At 45.2% G+C, this 23152-nt stretch carries 20 protein-coding genes, 1 pseudogene and 2 riboswitches; of the genes and pseudogenes, 1 reads left to right on the plus strand and 20 read right to left on the minus strand.

Going from position 1 to position 23152, the window contains the following annotated elements:
- From OEV42_06725 to OEV42_06820, 20 genes and pseudogenes are all read right to left on the minus strand, one after another.
- Positions 1 to 465, minus strand: a 465-nt coding sequence (locus OEV42_06725; protein ID MDH3973956.1) for a hypothetical protein, incomplete at its 3' end; no start/stop codon positions are given.
- Positions 462 to 983 (minus strand): TIGR03546 family protein, encoded by a 522-nt coding sequence (locus OEV42_06730; GenBank protein MDH3973957.1) that lies wholly within the window; start codon positions 981 to 983, stop codon positions 462 to 464. The genes OEV42_06725 and OEV42_06730, both read right to left, overlap by 4 nt.
- 233 nt (positions 984 to 1216) lie before the next feature.
- Positions 1217 to 3400, minus strand: coding sequence for a hypothetical protein (locus OEV42_06735; protein ID MDH3973958.1), 2184 nt, complete (start codon positions 3398 to 3400; stop codon positions 1217 to 1219).
- A 2-nt stretch (positions 3401 to 3402) separates the two neighbouring features.
- Complete coding sequence (locus OEV42_06740; protein MDH3973959.1) at positions 3403 to 4404, minus strand: hypothetical protein; 1002 nt, start codon at positions 4402 to 4404, stop codon at positions 3403 to 3405.
- A 5-nt stretch (positions 4405 to 4409) separates the two neighbouring features.
- Entirely contained in the window at positions 4410 to 5828 is a 1419-nt protein-coding gene (locus OEV42_06745) for an SPOR domain-containing protein (GenBank protein ID MDH3973960.1), read from the minus strand.
- A 100-nt stretch (positions 5829 to 5928) separates the two neighbouring features.
- Positions 5929 to 6543 carry a histidine phosphatase family protein gene (locus OEV42_06750; GenBank protein MDH3973961.1) on the minus strand — a complete coding sequence of 205 codons (615 nt, stop codon included), beginning with the start codon at positions 6541 to 6543 and terminating at the stop codon, positions 5929 to 5931.
- A complete protein-coding gene (locus tag OEV42_06755; protein MDH3973962.1) occupies positions 6540 to 6716 on the minus strand; it encodes a hypothetical protein in 177 nt (58 codons plus the stop codon). Before OEV42_06755 ends, OEV42_06750 begins: the two co-directional genes overlap by 4 nt.
- On the minus strand, positions 6697 to 7764 hold the full coding sequence (gene cobD, locus OEV42_06760) for a threonine-phosphate decarboxylase CobD (protein ID MDH3973963.1): 1068 nt from the start codon (positions 7762 to 7764) through the stop codon (positions 6697 to 6699). Before cobD ends, OEV42_06755 begins: the two co-directional genes overlap by 20 nt.
- Positions 7764 to 8650, minus strand: a pseudogene (gene cbiB / locus OEV42_06765) (adenosylcobinamide-phosphate synthase CbiB). Before cbiB ends, cobD begins: the two are co-directional and overlap by 1 nt.
- 235 nt (positions 8651 to 8885) lie before the next feature.
- Positions 8886 to 9620 carry an adenosylcobinamide-GDP ribazoletransferase gene (gene cobS, locus OEV42_06770; protein MDH3973964.1) on the minus strand — a complete coding sequence of 245 codons (735 nt, stop codon included), beginning with the start codon at positions 9618 to 9620 and terminating at the stop codon, positions 8886 to 8888.
- Positions 9620 to 10192: a bifunctional adenosylcobinamide kinase/adenosylcobinamide-phosphate guanylyltransferase gene (gene cobU, locus OEV42_06775; GenBank protein ID MDH3973965.1), complete on the minus strand. Its 573-nt coding sequence runs from the start codon at positions 10190 to 10192 to the stop codon at positions 9620 to 9622. The genes cobS and cobU overlap by 1 nt, the downstream gene beginning before the upstream one ends.
- A 106-nt stretch (positions 10193 to 10298) precedes the next feature.
- The gene (gene cobT / locus OEV42_06780; protein MDH3973966.1) at positions 10299 to 11354 is read right to left on the minus strand and encodes a nicotinate-nucleotide--dimethylbenzimidazole phosphoribosyltransferase; all 1056 of its coding nucleotides are present in this window, start codon (positions 11352 to 11354) and stop codon (positions 10299 to 10301) included.
- Positions 11355 to 11373: 19 nt separating this feature from the next.
- Positions 11374 to 12075 carry a TonB family protein gene (locus OEV42_06785; protein ID MDH3973967.1) on the minus strand — a complete coding sequence of 234 codons (702 nt, stop codon included), beginning with the start codon at positions 12073 to 12075 and terminating at the stop codon, positions 11374 to 11376.
- A 112-nt stretch (positions 12076 to 12187) separates the two neighbouring features.
- Entirely contained in the window at positions 12188 to 14050 is a 1863-nt protein-coding gene (locus OEV42_06790; protein ID MDH3973968.1) for a TonB-dependent receptor, read from the minus strand.
- A 117-nt stretch (positions 14051 to 14167) separates the two neighbouring features.
- Positions 14168 to 14391: riboswitch (cobalamin riboswitch) on the minus strand.
- 13 nt (positions 14392 to 14404) lie between these two features.
- The gene (locus OEV42_06795) at positions 14405 to 15769 is read right to left on the minus strand and encodes a cobyrinate a,c-diamide synthase (protein ID MDH3973969.1); all 1365 of its coding nucleotides are present in this window, start codon (positions 15767 to 15769) and stop codon (positions 14405 to 14407) included.
- Positions 15766 to 16146, minus strand: a complete 381-nt coding sequence (locus OEV42_06800; GenBank protein ID MDH3973970.1) for a hypothetical protein — start codon at positions 16144 to 16146, stop codon at positions 15766 to 15768. Before OEV42_06800 ends, OEV42_06795 begins: the two co-directional genes overlap by 4 nt.
- Before the next feature lie 131 nt (positions 16147 to 16277).
- A complete protein-coding gene (locus tag OEV42_06805) occupies positions 16278 to 17816 on the minus strand; it encodes a cobyric acid synthase (GenBank protein MDH3973971.1) in 1539 nt (512 codons plus the stop codon).
- A complete protein-coding gene (locus OEV42_06810; GenBank protein MDH3973972.1) occupies positions 17809 to 18615 on the minus strand; it encodes an ABC transporter ATP-binding protein in 807 nt (268 codons plus the stop codon). The genes OEV42_06805 and OEV42_06810 overlap by 8 nt, the downstream gene beginning before the upstream one ends.
- Positions 18608 to 19612 carry an iron ABC transporter permease gene (locus tag OEV42_06815; protein MDH3973973.1) on the minus strand — a complete coding sequence of 335 codons (1005 nt, stop codon included), beginning with the start codon at positions 19610 to 19612 and terminating at the stop codon, positions 18608 to 18610. The genes OEV42_06810 and OEV42_06815 overlap by 8 nt, the downstream gene beginning before the upstream one ends.
- Positions 19612 to 20571: a cobalamin-binding protein gene (locus OEV42_06820; GenBank protein MDH3973974.1), complete on the minus strand. Its 960-nt coding sequence runs from the start codon at positions 20569 to 20571 to the stop codon at positions 19612 to 19614. Before OEV42_06820 ends, OEV42_06815 begins: the two co-directional genes overlap by 1 nt.
- Positions 20572 to 20592: 21 nt before the next feature.
- Positions 20593 to 20804, minus strand: a riboswitch (cobalamin riboswitch).
- A gap of 235 nt (positions 20805 to 21039) precedes the next feature.
- Here OEV42_06820 and tkt point away from each other — a divergent pair.
- A complete protein-coding gene (gene tkt, locus OEV42_06825; GenBank protein MDH3973975.1) occupies positions 21040 to 23046 on the plus strand; it encodes a transketolase in 2007 nt (668 codons plus the stop codon).
- The last annotated feature ends 106 nt before the right edge of the window (positions 23047 to 23152 follow it).

Genomic DNA, 23152 nt, shown 5'->3' on the forward strand with positions numbered 1-23152 from the left:
GGTCAATATGTCATCAATATTGGGCACATCAAGGGAAGGCATGGAAAAAGCAGTCGAAAAACCCTTTGCAGCATCTTTATCTTTGCTTTCTCTCTTTTCTTTCCTGATTGCACCCGATATCTTTCTCGGTGTTCCTGTTTTGACGCCGTCAATTAACATTTCATTAATAATGACCTTGCCAAGAAGCAGGCGCTCAAATGCCATAAGGAATGAAATTTTATCGACATGAATCATATTTACCATGGGATTGTCGGGATCTGTTATATCCAGGCCCTTAAGGGTGAGACCCAACGGAGAAATAGAAAGATCAGCCTTTTGCAGCTCCACTTTAGAGCCGACTATTGAAGTACCGCCACTTTCTATCAGTTTTTTAACGGCGCCATCGACAAGAAGGGTCCAGGCGCCAAATATTAAAGCTGAGACAACAACAAAAGCGATGAGACCTTTTATGCGGATGATCTTCATTCACTGCTCCTCAAATAAGAAACTTTCTCATAAACTTTGTAGAACTTGCTTGCCTTAAAAAGCTGCATCACTTTTGTATTTCGAATCTTCTCCAGAATAGTTTCCCTGTATTTTTTAATGAGAAAATTAAAGAGAAAAAATAGGGGAATGAAAAGAAAAAGGGATAGGGCAAGGCTCCCCATAACAATGGTATTGTTAAAACGGGTGAGCCTCATAAAGGGGTTATTATAAAGGGACGTCCAGAGATCCTGCAAAGAAGCGGCAGCAAGAATAGCGCTGCCGAGATGATGAAAGAGTGGGTCCAGAATAAAGGAGAGGCCGCTGAATATGACAAGGCCGAAGATAAATGAAGAAAGATTAACACGAAGAATGAGGATAAGAAAAAGGACAAATAAATTATGGATACCGGCCACAGGCGTCAGTCCCGCAACCATGGCAAAGCTAAAAGCAAGGCTAATTTGCCAGGCAGCTGTTTCTGAGTTAAGAATGGAAAGAAGCTTTGCAAATATGCTTAACATATGAACCTGATTTTATTGTAATGAGGAAATGGAGAAGCACCTAACCAGATGTTTATATAAAAAATATACACTGAAAAGCTTCAAATGCAAGGAGGATCAACTACCTCGCAGCAAGCTGATAGGGTATGGATGGGAATAATTCCTTTTGTATCGCAGTCCCACATTGGCAGGACGTGAAACTGCACCCGCCGGGAATTAATATTTCAGGTGCTTAAGTGAAATATACCGCTCTTTTATTTTTTCCTGCCGAAAAGACCACCCAAAAAACCTTTTTTCTTTTTTTCAGGCCTCACATCAAGTTTTATCTCAGGGGGAGGAGGTTTTTGAGTACTTTTTTTCTCTTCAGCTTCTTCAAGGAATGACGCATCTTCAATCGGTTCTGCCTGCGTTAGCGGCGTTTGTACTTTTTTAACCGTCTCTTTTCTATGGTCGACAACTTTATGGGGCTTCTCCTTTACTGACTGGAGCTCTTCCAAAACAATGGACACCTTAAGATTAAAGGTTTTTTCATCCTTTCCTGATCCGAGAACAAGGGGAATGGAGAAGAGCCCGCCTCCCTGGTTAAGAGGCTTTCCTATGGAAGCCTTGATTTCATCCAAAACTTCCGTAATAACAGGCTCACCAAGTTCACGGCCCGTCACAGCTTGAGTTACTTGAGGTTCTACTTCTTCTCCAGGTTTTTTCATCGACTCAACAGGCGTCTCCATAAACCCGGGCGCAACAGTCTTTTCTTCAGCAGCTTTTATTGCAGACTTCATGGCCGAAAATTCCGGTATATCAATATGGCCGGCCTCTTCAATTTCTTTTTCTCCCAGCCCATCAGGTTCTTGCTGAAGAGAATGAAGTTTTTCACCCTTATCAAGTCCATTGTGCGGTTCAATTCCCCTATCATCAGGAATATCAAGGTTATCTATATCTTCCAGATCTCCAGGAATAACATGTTCCGCCTCTGCCACTTGCGGCTCAATCGGCGCCTCTGGAATCTCCAATTGGGGCTCAGCAAGATCCCGGGGAATCTCTTCTTCAAAGGCAGGCTCTTCTTCAATACTTTCCGGAATTCCTTCAACCCCTTCAGTCTCCATCTCACCATAAATCAGTTCTTCAGAATCTCCGACTCCAAAATCATCGGGAATCTCCGAAACTATTTCATCTTCCTCACCGCCCAGTTCAAAACCGGGCTCCATTTCTATGCCTTCAGGAATTTCTACATCACCCAGGTCTTCAAGATCAACACCGGCCGCTCCTTCCGGCTGGCCTTCCAATTCAATTCCCGCCTCTTCTTCAAAAACAGGCGATTCCCCTTCACCGGCTTCCGCTCCAGGCGCCTCATCAAAGGCAGCTTCCTCACCACCCAGTTCAAAACCGGGCTCCATCTCGATACCACCGGGAATTTCTACATCACCCAGGTCTTCAAGACCAACACCGGCCGCTCCTTCCGGCTGGCCTTCCAATTCAATTCCCGCCTCTTCTTCAAAAACAGGCGATTCCCCTTCACCGGCTTCCGTTCCAGGCACCTCATCAAAGGCAGTTTCCTCTCCGCCCAGTTCAAAACCGGGCTCCATTTCTACGCCTTCGGGAATTTCTTCTTCTCCCGCTTCGGGAAGATTATCAACATCAATAGCATATTGCTCTAATGAATCTTCAAGGGAACCTTCTTCCTCAATCTCAACTCCTCCCGCCTGATTTGAAGGTTCTGCAGAAACGGCTTCCGGCTCTTTCTCTTCAAGGGAACTCTCACCGGCTTCCTCAGCCAGACCAAGCCTTTCCTCTCCATTCCTTACTCTCATCAACTCAGAAAGTAATTTATCTTCCGAAGCATTTTCTGTTGTTGATATATTTGATTCTTCCTGCTTCGCTTTAATCACCAGTTTTGAAATTTGGGTAAAGGTCTCAAGAACACCTTTACCTGAACCAGCTTCGGCTTTAAGGGAAGGAGCGTCAAATACATTTAGTGACGCTTCAAGTCCCTCAATATCTTCAGCTGCCGCAGAATCTTTTTTGTTGTATTGCAGCACAAATGGGACGGCATCAATGGATATTTTCAAGTTACTCAGATCCGTGCCAAGGGCCTTCATGGAGTTAAGGTTTTTTTCAGCAACAGCAGGGTCAGAATCAGCAATAAAGATTATTCCGTCAACACCCCTTAAAACACTTTTTGCAATGACTTTATTTTCAACCTCAGTGGGGCATATATAGAGATGAAAGACAATCTTATATCCCTCTATTTCCGGAATATTAGGGGGGCTGAAATCGAAAAACTGAATCCCTTCAGGCTCCAGGTTAACAATGTCGCCTCTTTGTTCAGGATTAAGTCTTTTATGAATGTAATGAAGGTTATCTATCTTGCCTGAGTCATCAGGACCACAGTAAACCAGCTTTAAATAGACTTCCTTCTTTTCATCGCTTTTGAGAGCCATTGTTATTTCTTTTTCTCCTTTTTAGCTGAGACCATCCTTCTAGCCATATTAGCAATAGACTTGGAAACATTTCTGCTTTTAGATAAAAGCTCCAGGTCCTTGTCCCTGATATGGGTCAGAAGATTCATTGCCGTCGGGAGAGGAACACGGGGATTTGACACGAGGTTTAGTTTTATCTGGTAATTTTTCATCCAGTCCCTGTTTGCAGTGATTGCTCTGAAAACCTCTTCTCCTACACTTTTGGATGACGAAAAAAGAACAACTTCACTTTCCGTTATTCTGGGGTTTTTCATTACATTTCCACAAATTAACCTGTTTGGCTCCTTGACAAGAAGTCCCCTCGCTTCCTTATTCCCTGTTATTGCCAATTTAATTTTCTGTGATACACCCATTTCAAGAATTTGCGCATAAAGACTTCCCTCCTCTTTTTCCTCGTCATCTGCTTCCTCTTTTTCCTTGATCAACTCTGCCGGAAATTCTTCACTTTCACGGGAACTACCATCCTCTTCCAGTATAGAACCAATTTTTTCCAGGACAGGCGCGCTGATAACGGGGTTTTTCTTTATACATTCAAATAAAGAGGGATATTTACTTATAATACTACCTTTTTCACTGATGAAAGCAAGAAGATCCTCATCAGCGCTTTCAGCAATTGCCTCCAGTGTTTGCCGGACAACATTAGGGCTTTCAATAATCACTTGCAGGATTTCATTATTGTCCGCATAGAGATGAGACAGATGGTCTATAATCCTGGGGTGTGTTTCTTCCGATTGCAGTGTCGCTGTTAAAATATGCAGGGGGATATTGAGGAGGCTTTTTTCCGCTTCACTGCTAACATGGGGATCTTTATCTTTTGTAAGAAAATAAAGCGCCACAAGCAGTTCCTTCGGCTCAACGGGAAGCCTGCCCTCAGCAGCTAGCATTCTCATCTCTTTGGGCGCTTCAGGCTTTATACACTCTGCTGTCGGTTTGGAAACCTTAAGCTTTATTGCCGCTTTAGACATGAGCTTTATCTTTTCTGAATTATAACTGCTTTCAGGCCCTTACGCTTTAAAGAATCCAGGACGGTGTCCGCTTCTTCCGGTGTTTTGTAGGGACCAACAAGAAGATGATGAACCTTCATGTTAATTGGTGTCTTTTCAATCCTTGCAGCAAAACCTTTCTTTCTGAGCAAGTTCTTTTTCTTATCGGCCATATGTTTGTAATAGAATGACCCGATAAGCGCCGCAAACCTTTCATTTTTACTGATCAGTTCCGCACTGAATCCACTTTTCCTAAGCTTCAATACAAGGTCTTCAGCAATGAGAAAGTCACCCCACGTACCGACAAGGAGCCTGTTCATCTTAATTACTTTTCTTCCCTGTTTAACAAGCGGAGTATAACCGAGAGACTCTATCTTTTTCCTGGGCGCTTTCAGGTTCCCTTTAAAAATATAAACACCTGCCTGAAGGTAATAACCTTTTGCAGAAACAGGAACCGTTCCCCTGGCAATCTTAATATCTTTTCCGGCTTTTTTAGATGGCCTGACAACGGGTTTTGGGGGTTTTGGCTTTGCTTTAGGTTTTGGCGCCGGCTTAGGCGGAGCAGTTACTTCTTTCCTGGGAACCGGTGGCGCCTTCACTGCCGGCTCTTCCTTCTTTACAGGTTCTGCAGGTTTGACAGGCGGCGCCTTCACTTTTGCCGGCACAGGCCTGGCTGCTTCCTTCTGCTTCGGTTTTTTAGCTTCTTTCTCCACCGGCTCGAGGGCATCATCGAGAGGCACGGCTTCAGGTTTTTTTCCGGCAGGCACTGCCTTGGCAACTACCGCTTTAGCTTCCTGCCGTGCTTTAGCTACAGGAACAGCTTTTTCATCCGGTTTTACAGGTGCCCCGGCTTTTGCAGCCTCCTCTGATGGTTTTGCTGGAGTGGGTTTCGGTGGAGCGGGTTTGGGTGGAACGGCCTTTTTAACGGCAACTCTTTTGGGCGCCTCTTTTTTAGTTGAAACCTTTTCAATAGACACTTCACTTATGATTTGCGTGAGTTCCGCCAGAAGATCGGGATAATACTGGGGTAAAATATACGTATAAGCGGCATAACCACCAAAAAGAAGGAAGAGTATGAAAAGCAAAAAAGTGCGTCTGCCGCTTCCTCTTTTTACAACCTTGCTTGACTTTAGAAGATCATCTTCGGAAAAAACATCTGAGCTTTCCCCAAAGCGATCCGGCGCAGAAATATCATCTTCGGAACTATCAGTCAAACTGATGTCGCCGGGTACTGAAGGAGGTCCTTCAGCGCCCTCAACTCCTTCGGCGCCGAAGGAGGGTTCACTGAAAAAGTCCTCATCTCCGCCTTCACTTCCGGAAGCGGAGAAAATCTCATCATCTAGTGAACTTTCGCCGCCGGCTTTCTTTTTTGGCTTCTTTTTAAAAGAAAATAATTTATCAAACATGCAGACCTAAATTTTCTTATGGAAATTACTTCATTTTATCAAACTAATGATACATTAAGAGGACTAAAAGTCAAGATAAAGTTAACTGTCATAAAGTGCATTATGGCCGCTGGTTAAGCAATTTTACAACTGACGTTCCATCGTAATAATCGATGATATTCATACAACCAAAATCTTGTTCAATTCTGAGGAGATTTTTCAATTCCAGGCCCATTGCTTCGCAAAGGATGATCCGGTTAGTCCCGCCATGACCTACAATAGCCACCTCTTTACCTTTATGTCTTTCAACGATTTCTGCCAGGGCAGACAGGGCCCGATTGCGTACGTCAATCAGGTTTTCCCCTCCATCGTGTACCCTGTAGTTAACAATATCCTCGAATCTCCTTTCAAACTCATGGGGAAATCTTTCAAGCACTTCTTTCATGGTGAGACCCTCCCAGCGGCCTGCCGCAATCTCTTTGAGCCGCTCATCATGCCGTACATCGGCGACCACCTCCTCTGCAATAGCGCCGGCCCCTTTAACAGACCTTACAAGACCACTCGAATATATCCTGGCCAGAGGGCGATTCTTTATTTTTTTGGCCTGCAGCGAAAGCTGCCTCTCCCCTTCTTCGGTAAGATCAACATCAAAGTGACCATTATAACGGAACTCCCCTTTGGTGTTTGCCGTTTCACCATGCCTTAATAGGTATATCCGCGTTTTTTCATCTTTCATAGAATCACCTGCCTGTTATTTAATGATAAATAGTTTTGCTTCAAATAATTCGGAATAAATACTTTCTCTCTTTGAGCAAGTTCTTTTTTCATCTCTTCTGCCAGAGGAGCAATGAATATATAATTTATGTCCTTGCAGGGGCTTTTTCCCCCTTTAAAATCTGAAAAAGGCATTTATCAGACGCCTGTTTTCATCCCTTCCTTTAACAGCCACCCTGATAAAGCTCTCATCCAAACCTGCATAGTTGCTGCAATCCCTGATGAGTATGCCATGATCTTTTATCAGCTTGTCCTGAATCCGGGAGGAAGCAAGGTTATTGTTGATTTTTAGAAGCAGGTAATTAGCCGGAGTGGGAAAAACCTTAAAAGCAGACAATTTACTAACTTCATGGGTAAGGAATTTTCTCTCCTCCGTGATAAATTTTACCGTTGCCTCTCTATACAGGGGGTCTTCAAGAGAGGCAATGGCTGCCGCTTCACCAAGACAGTTTACCGTCCAGGGTTCTTTAAATTTTTTAATCTTTTCAATAAGGCTTTTATGAGCAAAAAGATAGCCCACTCTCAAACCGGGAAGGGCATAAAACTTTGTCATCGATCGAAGGACGATTAAGTCAGGAAAGTTCATCACTTCCATCTTTACAGATTCCTCTTCACAAAAATCGATGAAAGCCTCGTCTACGATCAGTGTCATTCCAAGATCAGTCGATTTTTCAGCTATTCTCAAAAGCTCTTTTTTCTTAATTAAACGGCCTGTCGGGTTGGCCGGATTTCCTAACCAGAGTGTGTCATAGCCTTTTTCCATGGTTTTAAAAAGGGCATCCATATTTAGCTGGAATGCATCCTCATGTGAGAGAATAAAATGATCAACCTTGCAGCCTGCTGAAAATAAGGCCCCTTCATATTCGGAAAAGGCCGGAGCAATGACAAGTGCCTTTTTAGGCCGCAAAACCCTCGGGATGAGGTAAATAAGCTCTGTTGCTCCGCTACCGGTCAGGATGCAATCTGCCTTGATTTCGTGATATTTTGAAAGTGCACTTATGAGTCGGCATGATTCCGTATCAGGGTAATTTACAATACTGTCGATGGCCCCTGATATTGCCTCTCTTGTTTTAGATGAAATGCCGAGAGGATTGATGTTGGCGCTGAAATCAATGATGGAGGCCTCATCAATGCCGTATGTCTCAGCTACTTTTCTTATGTTGCCGCCATGTTTGTATTTCATTAATTTAAAATCCCTCTTACAAAAAGGCCAATTAAAACCGTCAGGATTGATGATACATACATTAGTTTAATTGCTCCACCAATATGCTCCCGCTCAAGCAGCATCATATTATCCCCGATAAGCGGTCTTTCCTCAATCCTGCCGGGATAGTGATTAAGACCTCCCAACTGAACACCAAGGGCCCCCGCTGCTGCCGCCTCGGGAAAACCGGCATGGGACTGGGATGGTTCCTGCAATCCCTTAGCATCATTTTCCAGGATCTTTTCCAGTCAAAATCAAGAAACCAGGCTGAAAACACGATGAGTAAGGCTGTTAATCTCGCAGGAATATAGTTGACCATATCATCGAGCCTGGCGGAGGCCCAACCGAAGTCACAATACTTCTCATTCTTATAAGCCACCATGGAATCAAGTGTGTTGATTGCCTTGTAAGCCATGGCAAGTGGAACACCACCGATTATTAAATAAAGTAGCGGGGCAATCACACCATCGGAACTGTTCTCTGCAACCGTCTCAATAGTAGCTCTTACGATCTCTGGTTCATCCAGTCGGGAGGTATCACGGCCAACGACGTGAGAGAGCGCTTCTCTGGCGCCGGACAGATCGTCTTTGTTAAGGGTATCGTACACCCTGTGGGCAGCATCTCTCAAGCCTCTTGCTGAGAGGGTCATGTAGGCAAGCAGCAGGGCCATCAAAATACCCGACGTCCAACCCAGGTAAAAGGCAAACTTTAAAAGTAAAAATGTTAAAATATAAACAACCAGAGGGAGAAGCAGGGCAAGCACTAATCCCGCCACTTTTCTGTAAAATGATGACAGGCTCTCATCATTGTAATTTTCTTCAGACCAATTGATAACCTTTCCGAACCAGATAACAGGATGAGGCATTCTATCGCTCTCACCCAGAATAAAATCGAGGATGAGTGCTGCTATGATCAGGTAAGGTGACAGGTAGACTTCAGCCATATTTATTCTGAATACTTATTATTTTCGCGGTACCCATAGGGCATAAAGAAGATGTTCCTAAGAACTGTTGTCAAAATTTCCATCTTTGGAAAGGGGATTTAATTCAAAATGGTACAAATCCCCCCTTCCCCCCCTTTACTGAAGTGGGGAATAATGGCTAAGTAAAAAACAAAATAAGCAGCAACACCAGCAACTCTGCCAACTCGTTCCAGGCACCGATCACATCTCCGGTAATCCCTCCAATTTTATTACGAAACCACCCAGCCAAAACAAAGGAAAGAATGATAATAATAAAAACTATAACTATTCCCTTGAATCCAAAAAGAAAGAGAGAAATAACCAGGGTGGAAGCAAGGGCAAAATAAATCCTCTCTCTCGTGAGACCATCGGCAAAAGGCCTGCCAAGTCCCTCAGCTCTTGCATAAGGGGAGATATGGGTAAGAAGCGCCATCGCCCACCTTGAAATAAGGGGCATCAAAAGAAGGGCCGTTGTTTTTACGTCACTCCCCAGGGAATTAAGCGCTTCCCACTTGATAATAACAAGAAAGATAATACCTATAGCCCCAAAGGCACCCACCCGGCTGTCGCGCATGATGGCAAGGATCTTTTCCCTGTTATTTCCCCCACCGATTCCATCGAGGGTATCCATGAATCCATCAAGGTGGAGACCACCTGTAAGAATAACGAGCAGTGCAATAAGGAGAATATTTGTGAGTCCCTCCGGTAGAAAGGAGGAGAGAATAAAATCGCTAATAACAAGGATAATCCCCAAAAATAGACCGACAAGAGGAAAGGCCGCCATGGAACAACCAAGATCCTTACCCTCAAAATCATCGTATTGGGGATGAGGGAACAGAGTCAGGAACCCTAATGCCGTAAGAAAATCCCGCATCAGGCACCCTTTATGATCATTGGAATACCCGAAACAGTTAGAACGACACGATCAGCCGCCGCCGCCATACGCTGATTCATAATCCCGGCCAGATCGGTAAATTGTCGGGACAGGGTATTGTCGGGGATGACGCCCAGGCCGAGTTCGTTAGTAACAACGATGACAATGGCATGACTCTCACGGCAGGAAAGGGTGAGATCATCAATTTTTTCCAGGATATATTCTTCATCACTCATCTTTTCACCCCCACCCTGACCCTCTCCCATCAAGGTAGAGGGGATAAGCTCTTCATGCATAACATTACAAAGCCAAAGTGTCAGGCAGTCAACAAGAATCACATCGTACTTTGACGAGTCTCTAAGAAGGTCCGCCACATGATATGGCTCTTCCGCCGTCTCCCAGCTATCACCGCGCTCTTCTTTGTGTCGGACAATACGTGCCTCCATTTCTTCATCATAGGCCTCGGCTGTCGCAATATAGAGGCACTTTGTTCCCAATGACTCAGCCAGCTCAAGGGCATAGCTGCTCTTTCCGCTTCTTCTGCCGCCGGTTATAAATATAAATTCTGACATAAATACCTAATAATAATGGAACGCAGATAACGCAGATTTAACGGATAATCACGGATAAAAATCCGTGGAAATCTGCGTTATCCGTGTCATCCGCGTTCTATTGCTTTTACTCTTCTTCCGATACACTCGCCTCGGCAAAAGTCGCCATCTCATTATAAATCCTGACAGCCGATTCAACGATAGCCATTCCGATTGCAGCGCCTGTTCCTTCGCCCAACCGGAAATCGAGATCGATGATAGGCCTTAGTCCCATTCTTTCAAGCATTATCTCATGTCCTTTTTCAACCGACTTATGGGCCGAAATCATGTATTCCTTTACTTTTGGTTCAATCTCATAGGCAATGAGCGCGCCTGCTGTCGAAATAAAACCGTCTATGAGAACAGGGATACCTCTTGCAGCAGCACCGAGGCATAACCCGGCAATACCGGCAATTTCAGCGCCGCCTACTTTTGTAAGTACATCAATGGCGTCGTTAGCATCAGGTTTATTCAATTCAATAGCCTTTTCAATAACTTTTGCCTTATTTTCAAGGGCCTCATCATCAATCCCTGTCCCTCTTCCCGTCACTTCTCTTGCACTCTTCCCTGAAAAGACGGTAATGATGGCACTTGACGGCGTCGTATTCCCTATCCCCATTTCGCCCGTACCAAAAAGATTGTACCCTTTATCGGCAAAGTCATTGGCCAGATTAATACCCACTTCGATGCACTTCTCAGCTTCTTCCCTTGTCATTGCGGGTCCTTTAGCCATATTTTTCGTGCCTTTAACGACCTTCTTTTGAATCAGCCCTTCCGCCTCCTCAAAATCATAATCAACACCGATATCGACAACGGCTACCTCGGCACCCGCCTGCCTTGCAAGGACGTTGATACCTGCGCCACCATTAAGAAAATTGAATACCATCTGAGGTGTTACCTCTTTTGGAAAGGCCGATACGCCTTCTTCCGTAACGCCATGATCACCGGCAAAGGTGAAAATAACCTTATTATCTAATTTAGGGGCCAAATCTTCCCTGATAGTCACGACCTGTGCGGCAAGCTCTTCGAGCCTTCCCAGGCTGCCTCTCGGCTTTGTAAGAGAATCAAGACGCTCCTGCGCCTTTTCAAAATAGGATTTATCCAGTTCTTTAATCGCCGTTGCTGTTTCCTTAATTATTTTCAAAAATCTTCTCCTGTATTTTTTAAGTAAGCTTAAATGTAATTTCTACCTTCAGCATAGAATCATACTGTGGAAAGGGAGCAGCCCTCTTAATGGATTTGATGGCCGCTTTATCAAGGATAGAATACCCTGATGCCTGCTCAATCATAATTTCACTGACATTACCATCGGGAGCAATGCTGAACTTTACTACAGCTACACCTTCAACCCCCCTCTTTCGCGCCACCCTGGGATACAATTTGGCAGCTTCGATCTTTTCAAGTATCAACGAATAGTTGACTTCTTTAACAGAAAGAAAAGCTTCTTCACGCCCTGAAAGAGACACCGGTATTTCACTTCCTTCTTCCAGTACCTCATTTTTAACGGCCTCTTCGCCGGATGCATCAAGCGGAGTTTCAGGTTCTGTTTCAGGCTCTGCTTTTGGCTCATTCCCGGTATGGACAACAAGAGCCTCTATCACCTCATTCTCAGCGGCAGCTGCCATTACAGGCTCAATAGCTGTAATTTGCGGTTTTTCTTTTGGAACAACAGTTTCAAAAACTTGCGGGATTATAAGCTTTTTTACCTGCCCATTTATTTTTTTATCGGCCTCCTTCTTATCAGGCGAAGCTGCAGGTGTGGAAGTTTCTTTTTTACTACTTCTCTTTACAAGCTCCACAAAGAACGTTTTTGTAATGCTTTTTCCCACTTCGTCAAGTGATGGAATAATAGGTGAAATAAGCATTAAAATCCCTAAGTGGAAGAAAATGGAAAGTACAAATGCATGCCTCAGCTTGACCAAAAGAAACCTCTCATAAAAAAGTAAAAGGACAGATGCATCTGTCCCTTTATTGTCATTAGAACTTCACTTTTATTCCGCCATAATAGGAAATCCCGGCTGTACCATATCCTTTTACTTCTTCATAATCTTCATTAAGAAGGTTTTCTCCCCTACCGAAAATAGACAGATTTTTAGTAAGATCAAAGGATGCGGCAAAATCGACTTTGGTATAGGATTTCAGTTTATCAATATTATCAGAATCATTCCAACGCCTTCCTACTTTATTTATAGTCAGGTTAAAGTCGGCACTGCCCGGCGTCCAGGTTGCCGAGACAGAACCTTTGTTTTTCGGCCTTCTGGCAAGTTCATTTCCTGTTGCTTCGTCTTCCGTATCCATAACCGTACAGGATGCGGAAAGGAGAAGCGTTCTATGGGGTTTTACGTCAAGCCCGAATTCCCATCCCTTAGTTTCTGCCCTGGAAACATTTTTTGGAGTCATAGGAAATACAGACCAATCCCAGGCAATGAGGTTCTTAAACCTGTTATTAAAATAAGAACCCCCTATCCTTACTGTTCTTTTCCCAAACCATTGTTCAATTCCAATATCATAGCCCGTACTTTTTTCAGGCTTTAAATCCGGATTTCCAACAGCCCAGCCTGTATTAAAATAGAGGTCATTCAACGTAGGGGCTTTGAAACCCTCTCCCCAATTCCCCATAAAACGAGTATTGCTTGCAGCCAGCTTATAAGAGATACCCGCCTGATAGATAACCTCATCACCAAACTTGCTGTGATCATCTCTTCTCATTCCTGCCGACAAACTTAGATCTTCATCAAAGAGAAAAAGCTGATCCTGAATATAAATAGCGTTATTGTAGACGGCATGATCAATTTTTGCTGAATCATATTGCCCTTCTTTTTTTTCATATTCATAGCCGACAGTAAGAATATTTATATCACCTATAGAAAAATCATTTTGCCAATCAACTTCTTCAACCCTTGTCTTTATTTCTGAAATACCCCCTGATTTTATATCCTTCAAGATTTCATCGGTCCCTGCAAGTTTAATAAAATAGGAATACCAGGAAAGAGCATGATGGTTGAGTTTGACTGAACCGAGCCTCGTCATCACTTCCTGTTTGCGGTACGGATCATCACCTCCACTTCCCGCCCCCGCATCCAAATCTGTATCAGCATCGGTATATCTCATAGACAGGTCTACATCGAATTTCTTTGTCATGTTGATAACCGCCCTGCCCGAAACCGTCGTATTTCCATATCCATCTTTTTCACTGTTGCCATCTTTCTCGGAAGCAGCAGAAAAACCTTTTGAATCGACTCTGGACGCCGAGAACGAATATTTCACCTTTTCACTACCTCCCGAGACAGAAGCTCTTTCCTTGTATGTTTCATAGGATCCTCCTTCAGCGGAAAGAATAATTTCTGCAGGGCCGGTTCCTTTTTTTGTAATGATATTTATAACCCCCGTCAGAGCATCGGAGCCATAGAGAGTACTTTGCGGTCCCCTGATGATCTCTATTCTTTCAATATTATCAGACATGAGATCACCAAAATTGTAACTTCCTGAATTTGGGCTGTTAACCTGCATGCCGTCAATCATAACGAGGGTATGGTCCGATTCTCCCCCACGGATAAAGATACTCGTTTTCCTTCCAAGCCCACCCGTTTGAACAACATCAATTCCTGAAATCCCTCTCAATACTTCAAGGGCTGAAACAGGCTGCTTCCTTTCTATCTCCTTGTTGGTAACAACTGTTACAGCAGAGGTGACATCTTCCACCTCCTGCTCATTTCTTGTTGCCGTTATTACGATATAACCAATGTTTATCTCTTCTTCTTCTAATAACTGTTCTCCCGCCAATAATAGTGACGGGAAAAAAGCAATCATTGCCGTCATAAAAAACAATCTTTTCTTCATTTACCTTTCTGCTCCTACATAATAATTAAGTGATTTAAAAATAATTTCTGTCGACAATCACTTAATTTCAGCCATCTTCAACTATCTGCATATGCGCCTCCTTTTGCCTCGAAAGGATTTTCTTATTAACCTTACGGCAGGTCTCCTGGCTCAGGGCATCCTACTTACCGTTCCTTCCCGACTCCCTCACTCCAATCCTCTCCCAGTGGGAGAGGGGGAATATTATCAGTGGATTGCTACGGCTTTCGCTCCCTTTACAGTTGCGGGACAGCTCCGGATTTCAACCGGATTCCCTTGACCGCAAAGTTTTAATAAATGGTACTTTTAGTCAGTTATTTACTTTTTTCTTACACCTTAATTCGTATTCATCCATTCCCTGCAAGAAGAGACAAAACCTTCGGCAAAGTCAGGATTACTGGCAAAGTGGAGATGAATATAACTTGCCACTGCTTTCTTGTATAGGTAGCCTTCCTCTCTTTGGCCGTAGGAAAGGCTATAACCGGTTTTTGTCTCTTCATAAGCTTCAATACCGGAATAACGGAATTCATGCCCTCTTATGGTTTCTCCTTTTTTAATAAAAGGAAAATCGCTTTTTGCCGTTATTTCTCTGTAACCCAGAGCCCTTAACTTTGAAAACATCCTTACCTTCCAGGGAAAGAGGCCGACCATTTCAGACTCGGCCCCTTCGACATTTGTTATAGATTTACCCAGGTAGATAAGGCCACCGCATTCTGCATAGACAGGCATACCTTTATTCGCTCTTTCTTTTATCTCACTTTTCAAATCCACATTTGCAGCAAGCTCACTCCCGTAAAGTTCGGGGTAACCACCACCAATGTAAATCCCCGTCGTTTGTTCAGGCAAAGACCGGTCATGAATGGGGCTGAAGTTGACAAGCCTTGCTCCTGCCTCCCTTAAAATATGAAGATTCTCCTCATAATAGAAACAGAAGGCACTGTCCCTTGCCACTGCGATAAGGGGGGTTGATTCAGGCTGCATTTTATCTTCTACTCCTGATTCCCGGCTCATGTCCACATCAATGTGGCTTATTTTTAAAAGCTCATCAACATTAACCGTCTGCTCCAGTAGTGTAGCAATCTTCTCCTCATCTCTTTGATGATTTTTTAAAGGCATAACGAGGCCCAAATGCCTCTCAGCTATGGATATCTCCTCCTCTCTCGGAAGATAACCGAGAACCTTGACAGAGGAGGAAGATTCTACAGCCTCCTTTAGTATCTTAAAATGACCTTCACTGCCAACCCTGTTAAATATTACACCCCCTATATTTACATCCATATCAAAGTTCTCGAAACCATGGACAATAGCCGCAGCGCTTCTCGCCATGGCACTTGCATCGACAATAAGGATTATGGAGAGACCCAGTACCTTTGCCAGATGGGCCGTACTTCCTTCATCGCTGTAAGCATCTTTACCATCGTAAAGGCCCATTACTCCTTCCACTATCCCTACATCCGCCCCTGCCATATTACGCATAAAACTATTACAGACCCCCTCTTCACCCATCATCCACGTATCGAGGTTGCAGGAAGGTCTTGTACATACCGCACTGTGGTGGCCGGCATCTATGTAATCCGGTCCTCCCTTGAAGGGCTGAACCTCTAAACCTCTTTTTTTAATTATTGCCATAAGCCCAAGGCTGATTGTTGTCTTTCCGACGCCACTCGATACTCCTGCAATAATAAAAGCGCTACGGCTCATGGTTTCCTCTTTGAATCAAGACCCTCTATAAATGCAAGATACATTTCCTTAAACCCCAGTCGTCTCTTAGCTTTATCTTTAAGAAACTCTCTCAGTGCATTTGCTGTTTCTTCCCTGTGAGCCCAGTTGCAATTCATACAGGACCAGACCTGCCCCCCTTTACTTGAGGTAACATATTCACCAAGCTTTTCATCCTCACAGGGGTAGAAGATGCAAAAACACATGTTGCACGTCTCTAATTCCTCATGGCAGGGATACCAGGGGCATTTTTCAAAAAGGTAGTTTCTTGCGTCGCCACGTCTTAGCAGTATGTCTCTTTTTGGTATGGGCATTAGTTTAGTTATTTGGTGTTTATAGATAAGCTCATTTTTTGTCATTTCGAACCAAAGGGAGAAATCTGTAACGTCACCTGTGTTTCAGTCCTTTAAGATTTCTCCTCGTGCCTCGTCGAAATGACATTTAAGTTGATTTTAAAAATTATTTAACGTAAATTCCTGGCTAAAGGACACTAATCAATCCTCACAATCTCATAAACCTTTTCCAAATCGAGATTTTCCCTGACAAGTTCCGCCAGTTTTCTAAAACCCTCTTCCTTGGCTGCATCATGGCTATTTGTATCGCTATTGGAAACAATCCCCTTTTCCCTTCTTATCTTATCGAGCAGTGTCCGGCGAAAATCATCATTATCGAAGATTCCGTGCATATAGGTTCCCCATATCTGCCCCTTTCTTGCCGAGGCCCCGTCATAAACGGTCATGGTTTGCCTGCCGCGCCTTATGATCTCGAAGAGGGGTCTTGCGCCACCTATATAAAAACTCTCCCCCATATGTATTTCATAGCCTTTGAGAGGTTTTTCATTCTCTTTATAAATACTCCCTTTTACACCGATTGCCTCCACCTGCTGCGTCATCTTCTCCCGGTTCATAACGGTTTTTATGTCGAGATAACCGAGGCCCTCAATGCTTCCTCTCCCTTCGACGCCCTGCGGATCGGATATGGCCTTCCCCAGCATCTGATAGCCGCCGCATATGCCGATCAATTTCCCTCCATGGTCGACATGGGCCGCAATTTCATCGGCATATCCGCTGCTTTTTAACGAATGCAGGTCTGCAATCGTACTTTTAGAACCGGGAATAATAATCAGGTCCGCCTCGCCGATTCTCTCGCCGAACGTTACATAGCGGACATTGACGTCAGCCTCTGAAGCAAAGGGATCAAAATCAGTAAAGTTGGAAATATGGGGAAGGTAGAGGACGACTATTTCAATAGCACTGTTCTTATCCGGGGAGACGTCCCGGCGGCACGTCTCTACATCTTTTCTGTTATCGAGATTGACCGAGTCCTCTTCCTGAATGTAAATGTCCCTGAAGTAAGGAATAACGCCGAGAACGGGTAATCCCGTTTTTTTCTCAAGGAAATCGAGGCCCGGTTTTAAAAGAGAGATATCGCCCCTGAATTTATTGATAATAAAGCCTTTGATCCTCTCCCTGTCAGCGTCATCAAGCAGTTCAAGGGTTCCCACGAGGGAAGCAAAGACGCCCCCTTTATCAATATCTCCAACGAGAATAACAGGCGCACCTGCGAGATGGGCCGTTCCCATGTTAGCAATATCGTTTTCCCTCAGGTTGATTTCGGCAGGAGAACCCGCTCCTTCAATGACGATAAGGTCATGCTTACCGGAAAGACGGTCGTAACTCTCCTTGACGTACTTCATGGCCTTTTTCTTGAAGCCGTGAAAATCTTTAGCCGAATAGTTGCCCACTACCTTGCCGTGAATAATGACCTGGGCCTCCATATCGGCATGGGGTTTGATGAGGATGGGATTCATGTCTACATGAGGTTTGAGCCCTGCCGCTTCAGCCTGCACCACCTGGGCTCGCCCCATTTCGCCACCCTCTTCGGTAACAAAAGAGTTTAGCGCCATATTCTGGGATTTGAAGGGCGCCACATTAGTGCCATCTTCTTTGAAGATACGGCATAGCGCAGCAGTTAAAACCGACTTGCCTACATGGGAGCCTGTTCCCTGTATCATGATGCAGTCAGCCATGTACTCCCTCGCTCATGACGGGCGTCACCCTGGGCCTGCCCGTCTCAGGATTTTCATCGACAAGTACGTGGCAGCCGTAGACAGTCTCTATATTTTCTCTTGAAATTACTTCCATCGGTTTTCCTTCGGCAATAATCTCTCCCTTTTTGAGCATGACCACCCTGTCGCAACACTCGGCAGCGATATTGAGATCATGGGTAACGTAAATAACACCGAGGCTCTTTTCATTTTTCAGTTGAAGTACAAGCCGGTTAATCTCAATCTGGTGGTTGAGATCGAGATAGGACGTAGGTTCATCCATAAGAAGAACCTGCGGCTCCTGAGCCAGTGCTCTTGCGATAAGCATGCGCTGTCTCTCACCTCCGCTCAGTTGATAGGGAAACCTTTCTCCATAGTGAGCGATATCGGTCAGCTCCAGTGCCCCGTCGATGACTTTCCGGTCACCCTTTCCCTCGATGGCAAAACGGCCGAGATAGGGAGATCTCCCCATGGACACAATTTCCCTGACGGTAAAGGGGAAATCCCGCTCAATATCCTGCGATACGGAGGCAATGATGCGGGCAATCTCTCTCCGCTTGTATGAAGCAACAGGCTTGCCCTTGATTCTTACTTCACCCTTCCAGGGAGAGAAAAGCCCCGACACCAGTTTAAGAAGAGTACTCTTCCCCGAACCGTTAGGCCCGATGACACCGACCATTTCACCCTCTTTCAAAGCAAGATTGATCCCTCTAAGTATCTCCCCACCGTTATAACCGAAGTGAAGATTATCAACTTCTATGATATTTTCAAGCTTACTCATGAAGCCTCTTTTTCATAAGATAGACAAAGACGGGCCCGCCGACAAGCGCTGTAATAACACCGACGGGAAGCTCCGTAGGCGCCATGACTGTCCGTGCCGTCGTATCGGCAATGGTGAGGAAAGCACCACCAAGTAATAAAGACGCCGGAAAGAGAAACCTGTGGTCAGCTCCCCAGATGAGTCTTGCCGCATGGGGAACGATGAGTCCCACAAAACCGATGAGACCACTCACGGAAACAATAACACCTGTCACAAGTGATGCAGCAATGAAAATAAGAAACTTTACCCTTTCCGTATCCGTTCCCAGTTCCCTTGCCTGTTCTTCACCGAGAAGCAGCAGGTTCATCTCCCTCGACATCATATAGAGTACGGCCAGCCCCGCAATTAAGTAAGGAAGGCTTCCCACTATTCTCTCCCAGCTCGAACCGCTGAGATCACCCATAAGCCAGAAGAGGGCCGAGGCAAGCGCCCTGTCGGTGGCCATGGTGAGTATAAGCATGATAAGGGCCGAGAGAAAGGCGTTGACTACAACACCTGCAAGAAGCATCTTATATTTGGGGATCTGCCCGTCTACCCTCGATATGAAATAGACAAAAAGTATGGTCATGAGCGCTCCCGAAAAGGCGAATATTTGTATGCCCGAGCCGGAGTAGGCCCAGCCGGAAATAATGGCAAGAACCCCACCCATGGCCGCCCCGCCTGAAACACCGAGTATAAAGGGGTCAGCCAGTGGATTTCTTAAAAGCGCCTGGAAGGAGGCCCCGGCAACGGCAAGTACTCCCCCTGCAATAAAGGCCATAATCACCCTTGGCAACCGTATCTGCCAGATAATGGCCTGCGTGCTCTCGGGAAGACCCCTTCCCTCTTCAGAAAAAATAATCTTGAGAATCTCTGATGGAGAAACCTCTACGCTCCCTATAGCGATGGAAACAATGCCCACCACCACTGAAAGAAGGGCAAGCAGGGCAATGCCTGCCAATTTTCCTGAAGAGCGCATTACCTTTTATATTCCTTAGATTTATGATCATTAAAGGCCTCAGGGTGGAGTTTTCTGGCAATTGCATCAAGGCCATCTGCTATTCTCGATGAGGCACGGTTTGTAATATCAGGCTCAATATCATAGATTTGTCCCTTTTTTACAGCCTCAATAGTCTTCCATTTTTCCCATAGTGGTTTTACAGATTTCCCCTCTTCTGAACCCATCAGTACGGAAAATATAACTTCGGGGTTTCTCTTCAGTACCTCTTCCATACTGTAAACGGGATAACGTACCTTCTCCTCACCGGCTATATTTATCCCCCCGGCCAGTGTAATAAGATCGTCTGTAAATGTTCCGGCCGATGCCGTATAAAGAGGGTTGGCTCCAAGCTGGAAAAAGACCTTGCGCTTGCGCAGGCCCTTAAGCAGATCGGTAATACCTTTAATCCTCTCTCTCAGCTTCATAGAAACTATTCTGCCTTCTTTCGGCCTGCCCGTGACTTCCCCTATGGATATTATATTACCGTAAATGTCACTAATGCCCTTTGTGTTGATAACAAAAACAGGGATGCCTAAAGAGGTCAGCCGTTCAACAACAACCTTCGGATTTCCATCTGCCGTCGCAATAACGAGATCGGGGGAGAGGGAAACAATTTTTTCAAGGTTAAGCTTTACGTAGCTTCCGACACGTGCCTTGGTTTTGGCCTCTTCAGGATAGTTGCTGTATAGGGTAACACCCACAATTTGTTTGCCAAGACCGAGATCGAAGAGTATCTCCGTCAGATGAGGGGCAAGGGAAACTATCCGTGAGGGATTGGGCTTAACCTCGACCCTTCTTCCCATCTCATCGGTAAAGATACCGGCATAGGGGGTGGAATAAAAAAGAAAAAGCTTAAAAAAGAGGGCGGCAGCAATCACTGCGGTAAAACGAAAAAACCGCCTTCGGTGACAGGCGGCTCTGGTGTAATTAACGTCCATTTCTCTACCTCGAAGAAATTGTGGATTTATGACTGCCCTGGCAGGTCTCCTGGCTCCCGGATCATCCTACTTGCCGCGCCTTCCCGAAAATGCTTGAACCGATTGAACGGTTTAAACGGTTTTCAGTGGCACTATGCGACTTTCGTACCCGGTTACAGTGGCGGGACCGCTCCCGAATCTAACGGGATTCCCTGTTCCTCCCCTTTATGGGGACCAGTGCAACTTTTTTTGGATAGTGCACATTATCACATAGCTGAAATTAGAGTCAAGGAAAGATGGAATAATCGAACTCAACAATTTTCCACCGTGCCGGTAAAAAATTTATCCTTTTTAGAGTCAATATGTTAGGTCTTGATATGGGTGTGTGAGGCTAATTAATGCTTGAAAAAGCGGAGAAAATTTGCAAAAATTGTTTACTTTTTTATCAAAAAATAGGGTCTAAACCCTGAAAGGGAATAACAGGAAAAAATGGATACAAGCAAACTCGACAAGTCACTTGTCAACAAAGCGGTAAATACAATTAAAATGCTTTCTGTCGATCAGATCGAGGCGGCAAAATCGGGGCACCCCGGTCTTCCCATGGGATGTTCCGATATGGCATTTATTCTCTTTAATGAATTCATCCGTTTTAATCCTAAAGATCCCAACTGGGCAAACAGGGACCGTTTCGTTCTTTCTGCGGGCCACGGCTCAGCACTTATTTATTCGCTTCTTCACCTATACGGCTATGATCTTTCCATGGATGAAGTTAAAAATTTCAGGCAGTGGGGAAGCAAGACACCGGGCCACCCCGAATATGGACATACGCCGGGCGTTGAAACAACGACGGGCCCTCTGGGGCAGGGTTTTGCTAACGGTGTAGGCATGGCTATGGCCGAAAGGGTACTGGCTAATAAATTTAACAAAAATGGCGAAGTTATCGATCATTTTATTTACTCCATCGCAGGTGACGGCGATATGATGGAGGGAATCTCTTCGGAAGCAGCCTCTATTGCCGGTCACCTCGGTCTTTCGAAACTTATCTACATTTACGACAGTAACCAGATCACCATCGAGGGAGACACGAACTTCACTTTCTCAGAAGATGTAGGGAAACGCTTTGAGGCCTACAACTGGCAGGTACTTCATGTTGACGGTTACGATCACAAGGCTATGAGGGAAGCCATCATTTCGGGACAAAAGGAAAGGGAAAAACCGACGCTTATCATTGCAAAGACGACCATCGGCAAGGGAAGTCCTAATAAGGCCAACACCGCCTCCGCCCATGGAGAGCCTCTCGGCGGGGATGAAACGAAGCTCACCAAAGAAACCATTGGATGGCCTGTGGACCAGTCCTTTTACGTACCTGATGACGTGAAGGAACTTTTCGAAGAGAGAATTGAAGAGTTGAAGGGGTATTACGATACATGGCAGGCCCTTTTCAACAAGTCCGTAAAAGATGACCAGGCCCTGTCAGATCTCTGGCATGCCCATTTAAACAGAACCATACCGGCAGACATTGAAGAAAAGCTGCTCGCTGCCATCGAAAAAGATTCCATCGCCACACGTGCAGCCTCAGGGGCGATGATGCAGGTCATCGCAAAAGAGGTACCGGCCCTTATCGGAGGCTCTGCAGACCTGGCACCTTCTACTAAAACAGACATCAAAGGCTCACCTTCCATCGCAAAGGGCGATTTCACAGGTAAAAACATTCACTTCGGTATCAGGGAGCACGCCATGGGCGCCATGATGAACGGTATGGCCGTCTACGACGGGCTCATCCCCTACGGTTCGACTTTCCTCGTCTTTTCCGATTACCTAAGACCTTCTGTCAGACTTTCGGCACTTATGGGCCTTCAGGCTATCTACGTCTTTACACATGACAGCATCTTCGTCGGTGAAGATGGGCCCACCCATGAACCCGTCGAGCATGTAACGTCACTGAGACTCATTCCCAACCTGCAGGTTATCCGCCCCGGCGATGCAACGGAAACGGCAGCAGCCTGGAAAGCGGCCCTCGACAAGAAGGATGGCCCCACAGCGCTCATACTGACAAGACAAAACCTCCCTGTTCTCGACAGGACTAAATACACTTCCCAATCAAATCTTGCCAGAGGGGCCTATATTCTCGATGATTGTGACGGCGAGCCTGATCTCACCATCATGGCGAGTGGTTCGGAAGTGGCTCTTGCCCTGGAAGCGGCAGAGGAATTAAGAAATAGTAGTCAGAAGGTGAGAATCGTTTCTGTGCCATCCTTTGAGCTTTTCGATGCCCAGGATGATGATTACAGGAAAAGCATAACGGGAAACTGCAACAAAATTGTTGCCATCGAGGCGGGTTCGACGCTGGGCTGGTATAAGTATGTCGGCGGTGACGGCCTTATTATCGGTATCGACCGCTTCGGTGCCTCAGCACCGGCCAAAGAGATGGCAAAGAACTTCGGCTTTAATAAAGAGGATGTTGTTAGGAAGATCAGGGAGAAGTGGAAAAGGTAAGTTTTTTTATCCAACGTTAAAGCCAGTCACTGTGACTGGCTTTTTTTTTACTTATATTATCAACTCAGGGGCGGCAAGGCTGAAGGCTTTTAATTCAACTCATTAG

This window comes from Deltaproteobacteria bacterium, from assembly GCA_029860075.1.
In the GTDB taxonomy this organism is placed as follows: domain Bacteria; phylum Desulfobacterota; class JADFVX01; order JADFVX01; family JADFVX01; genus JAOUBX01.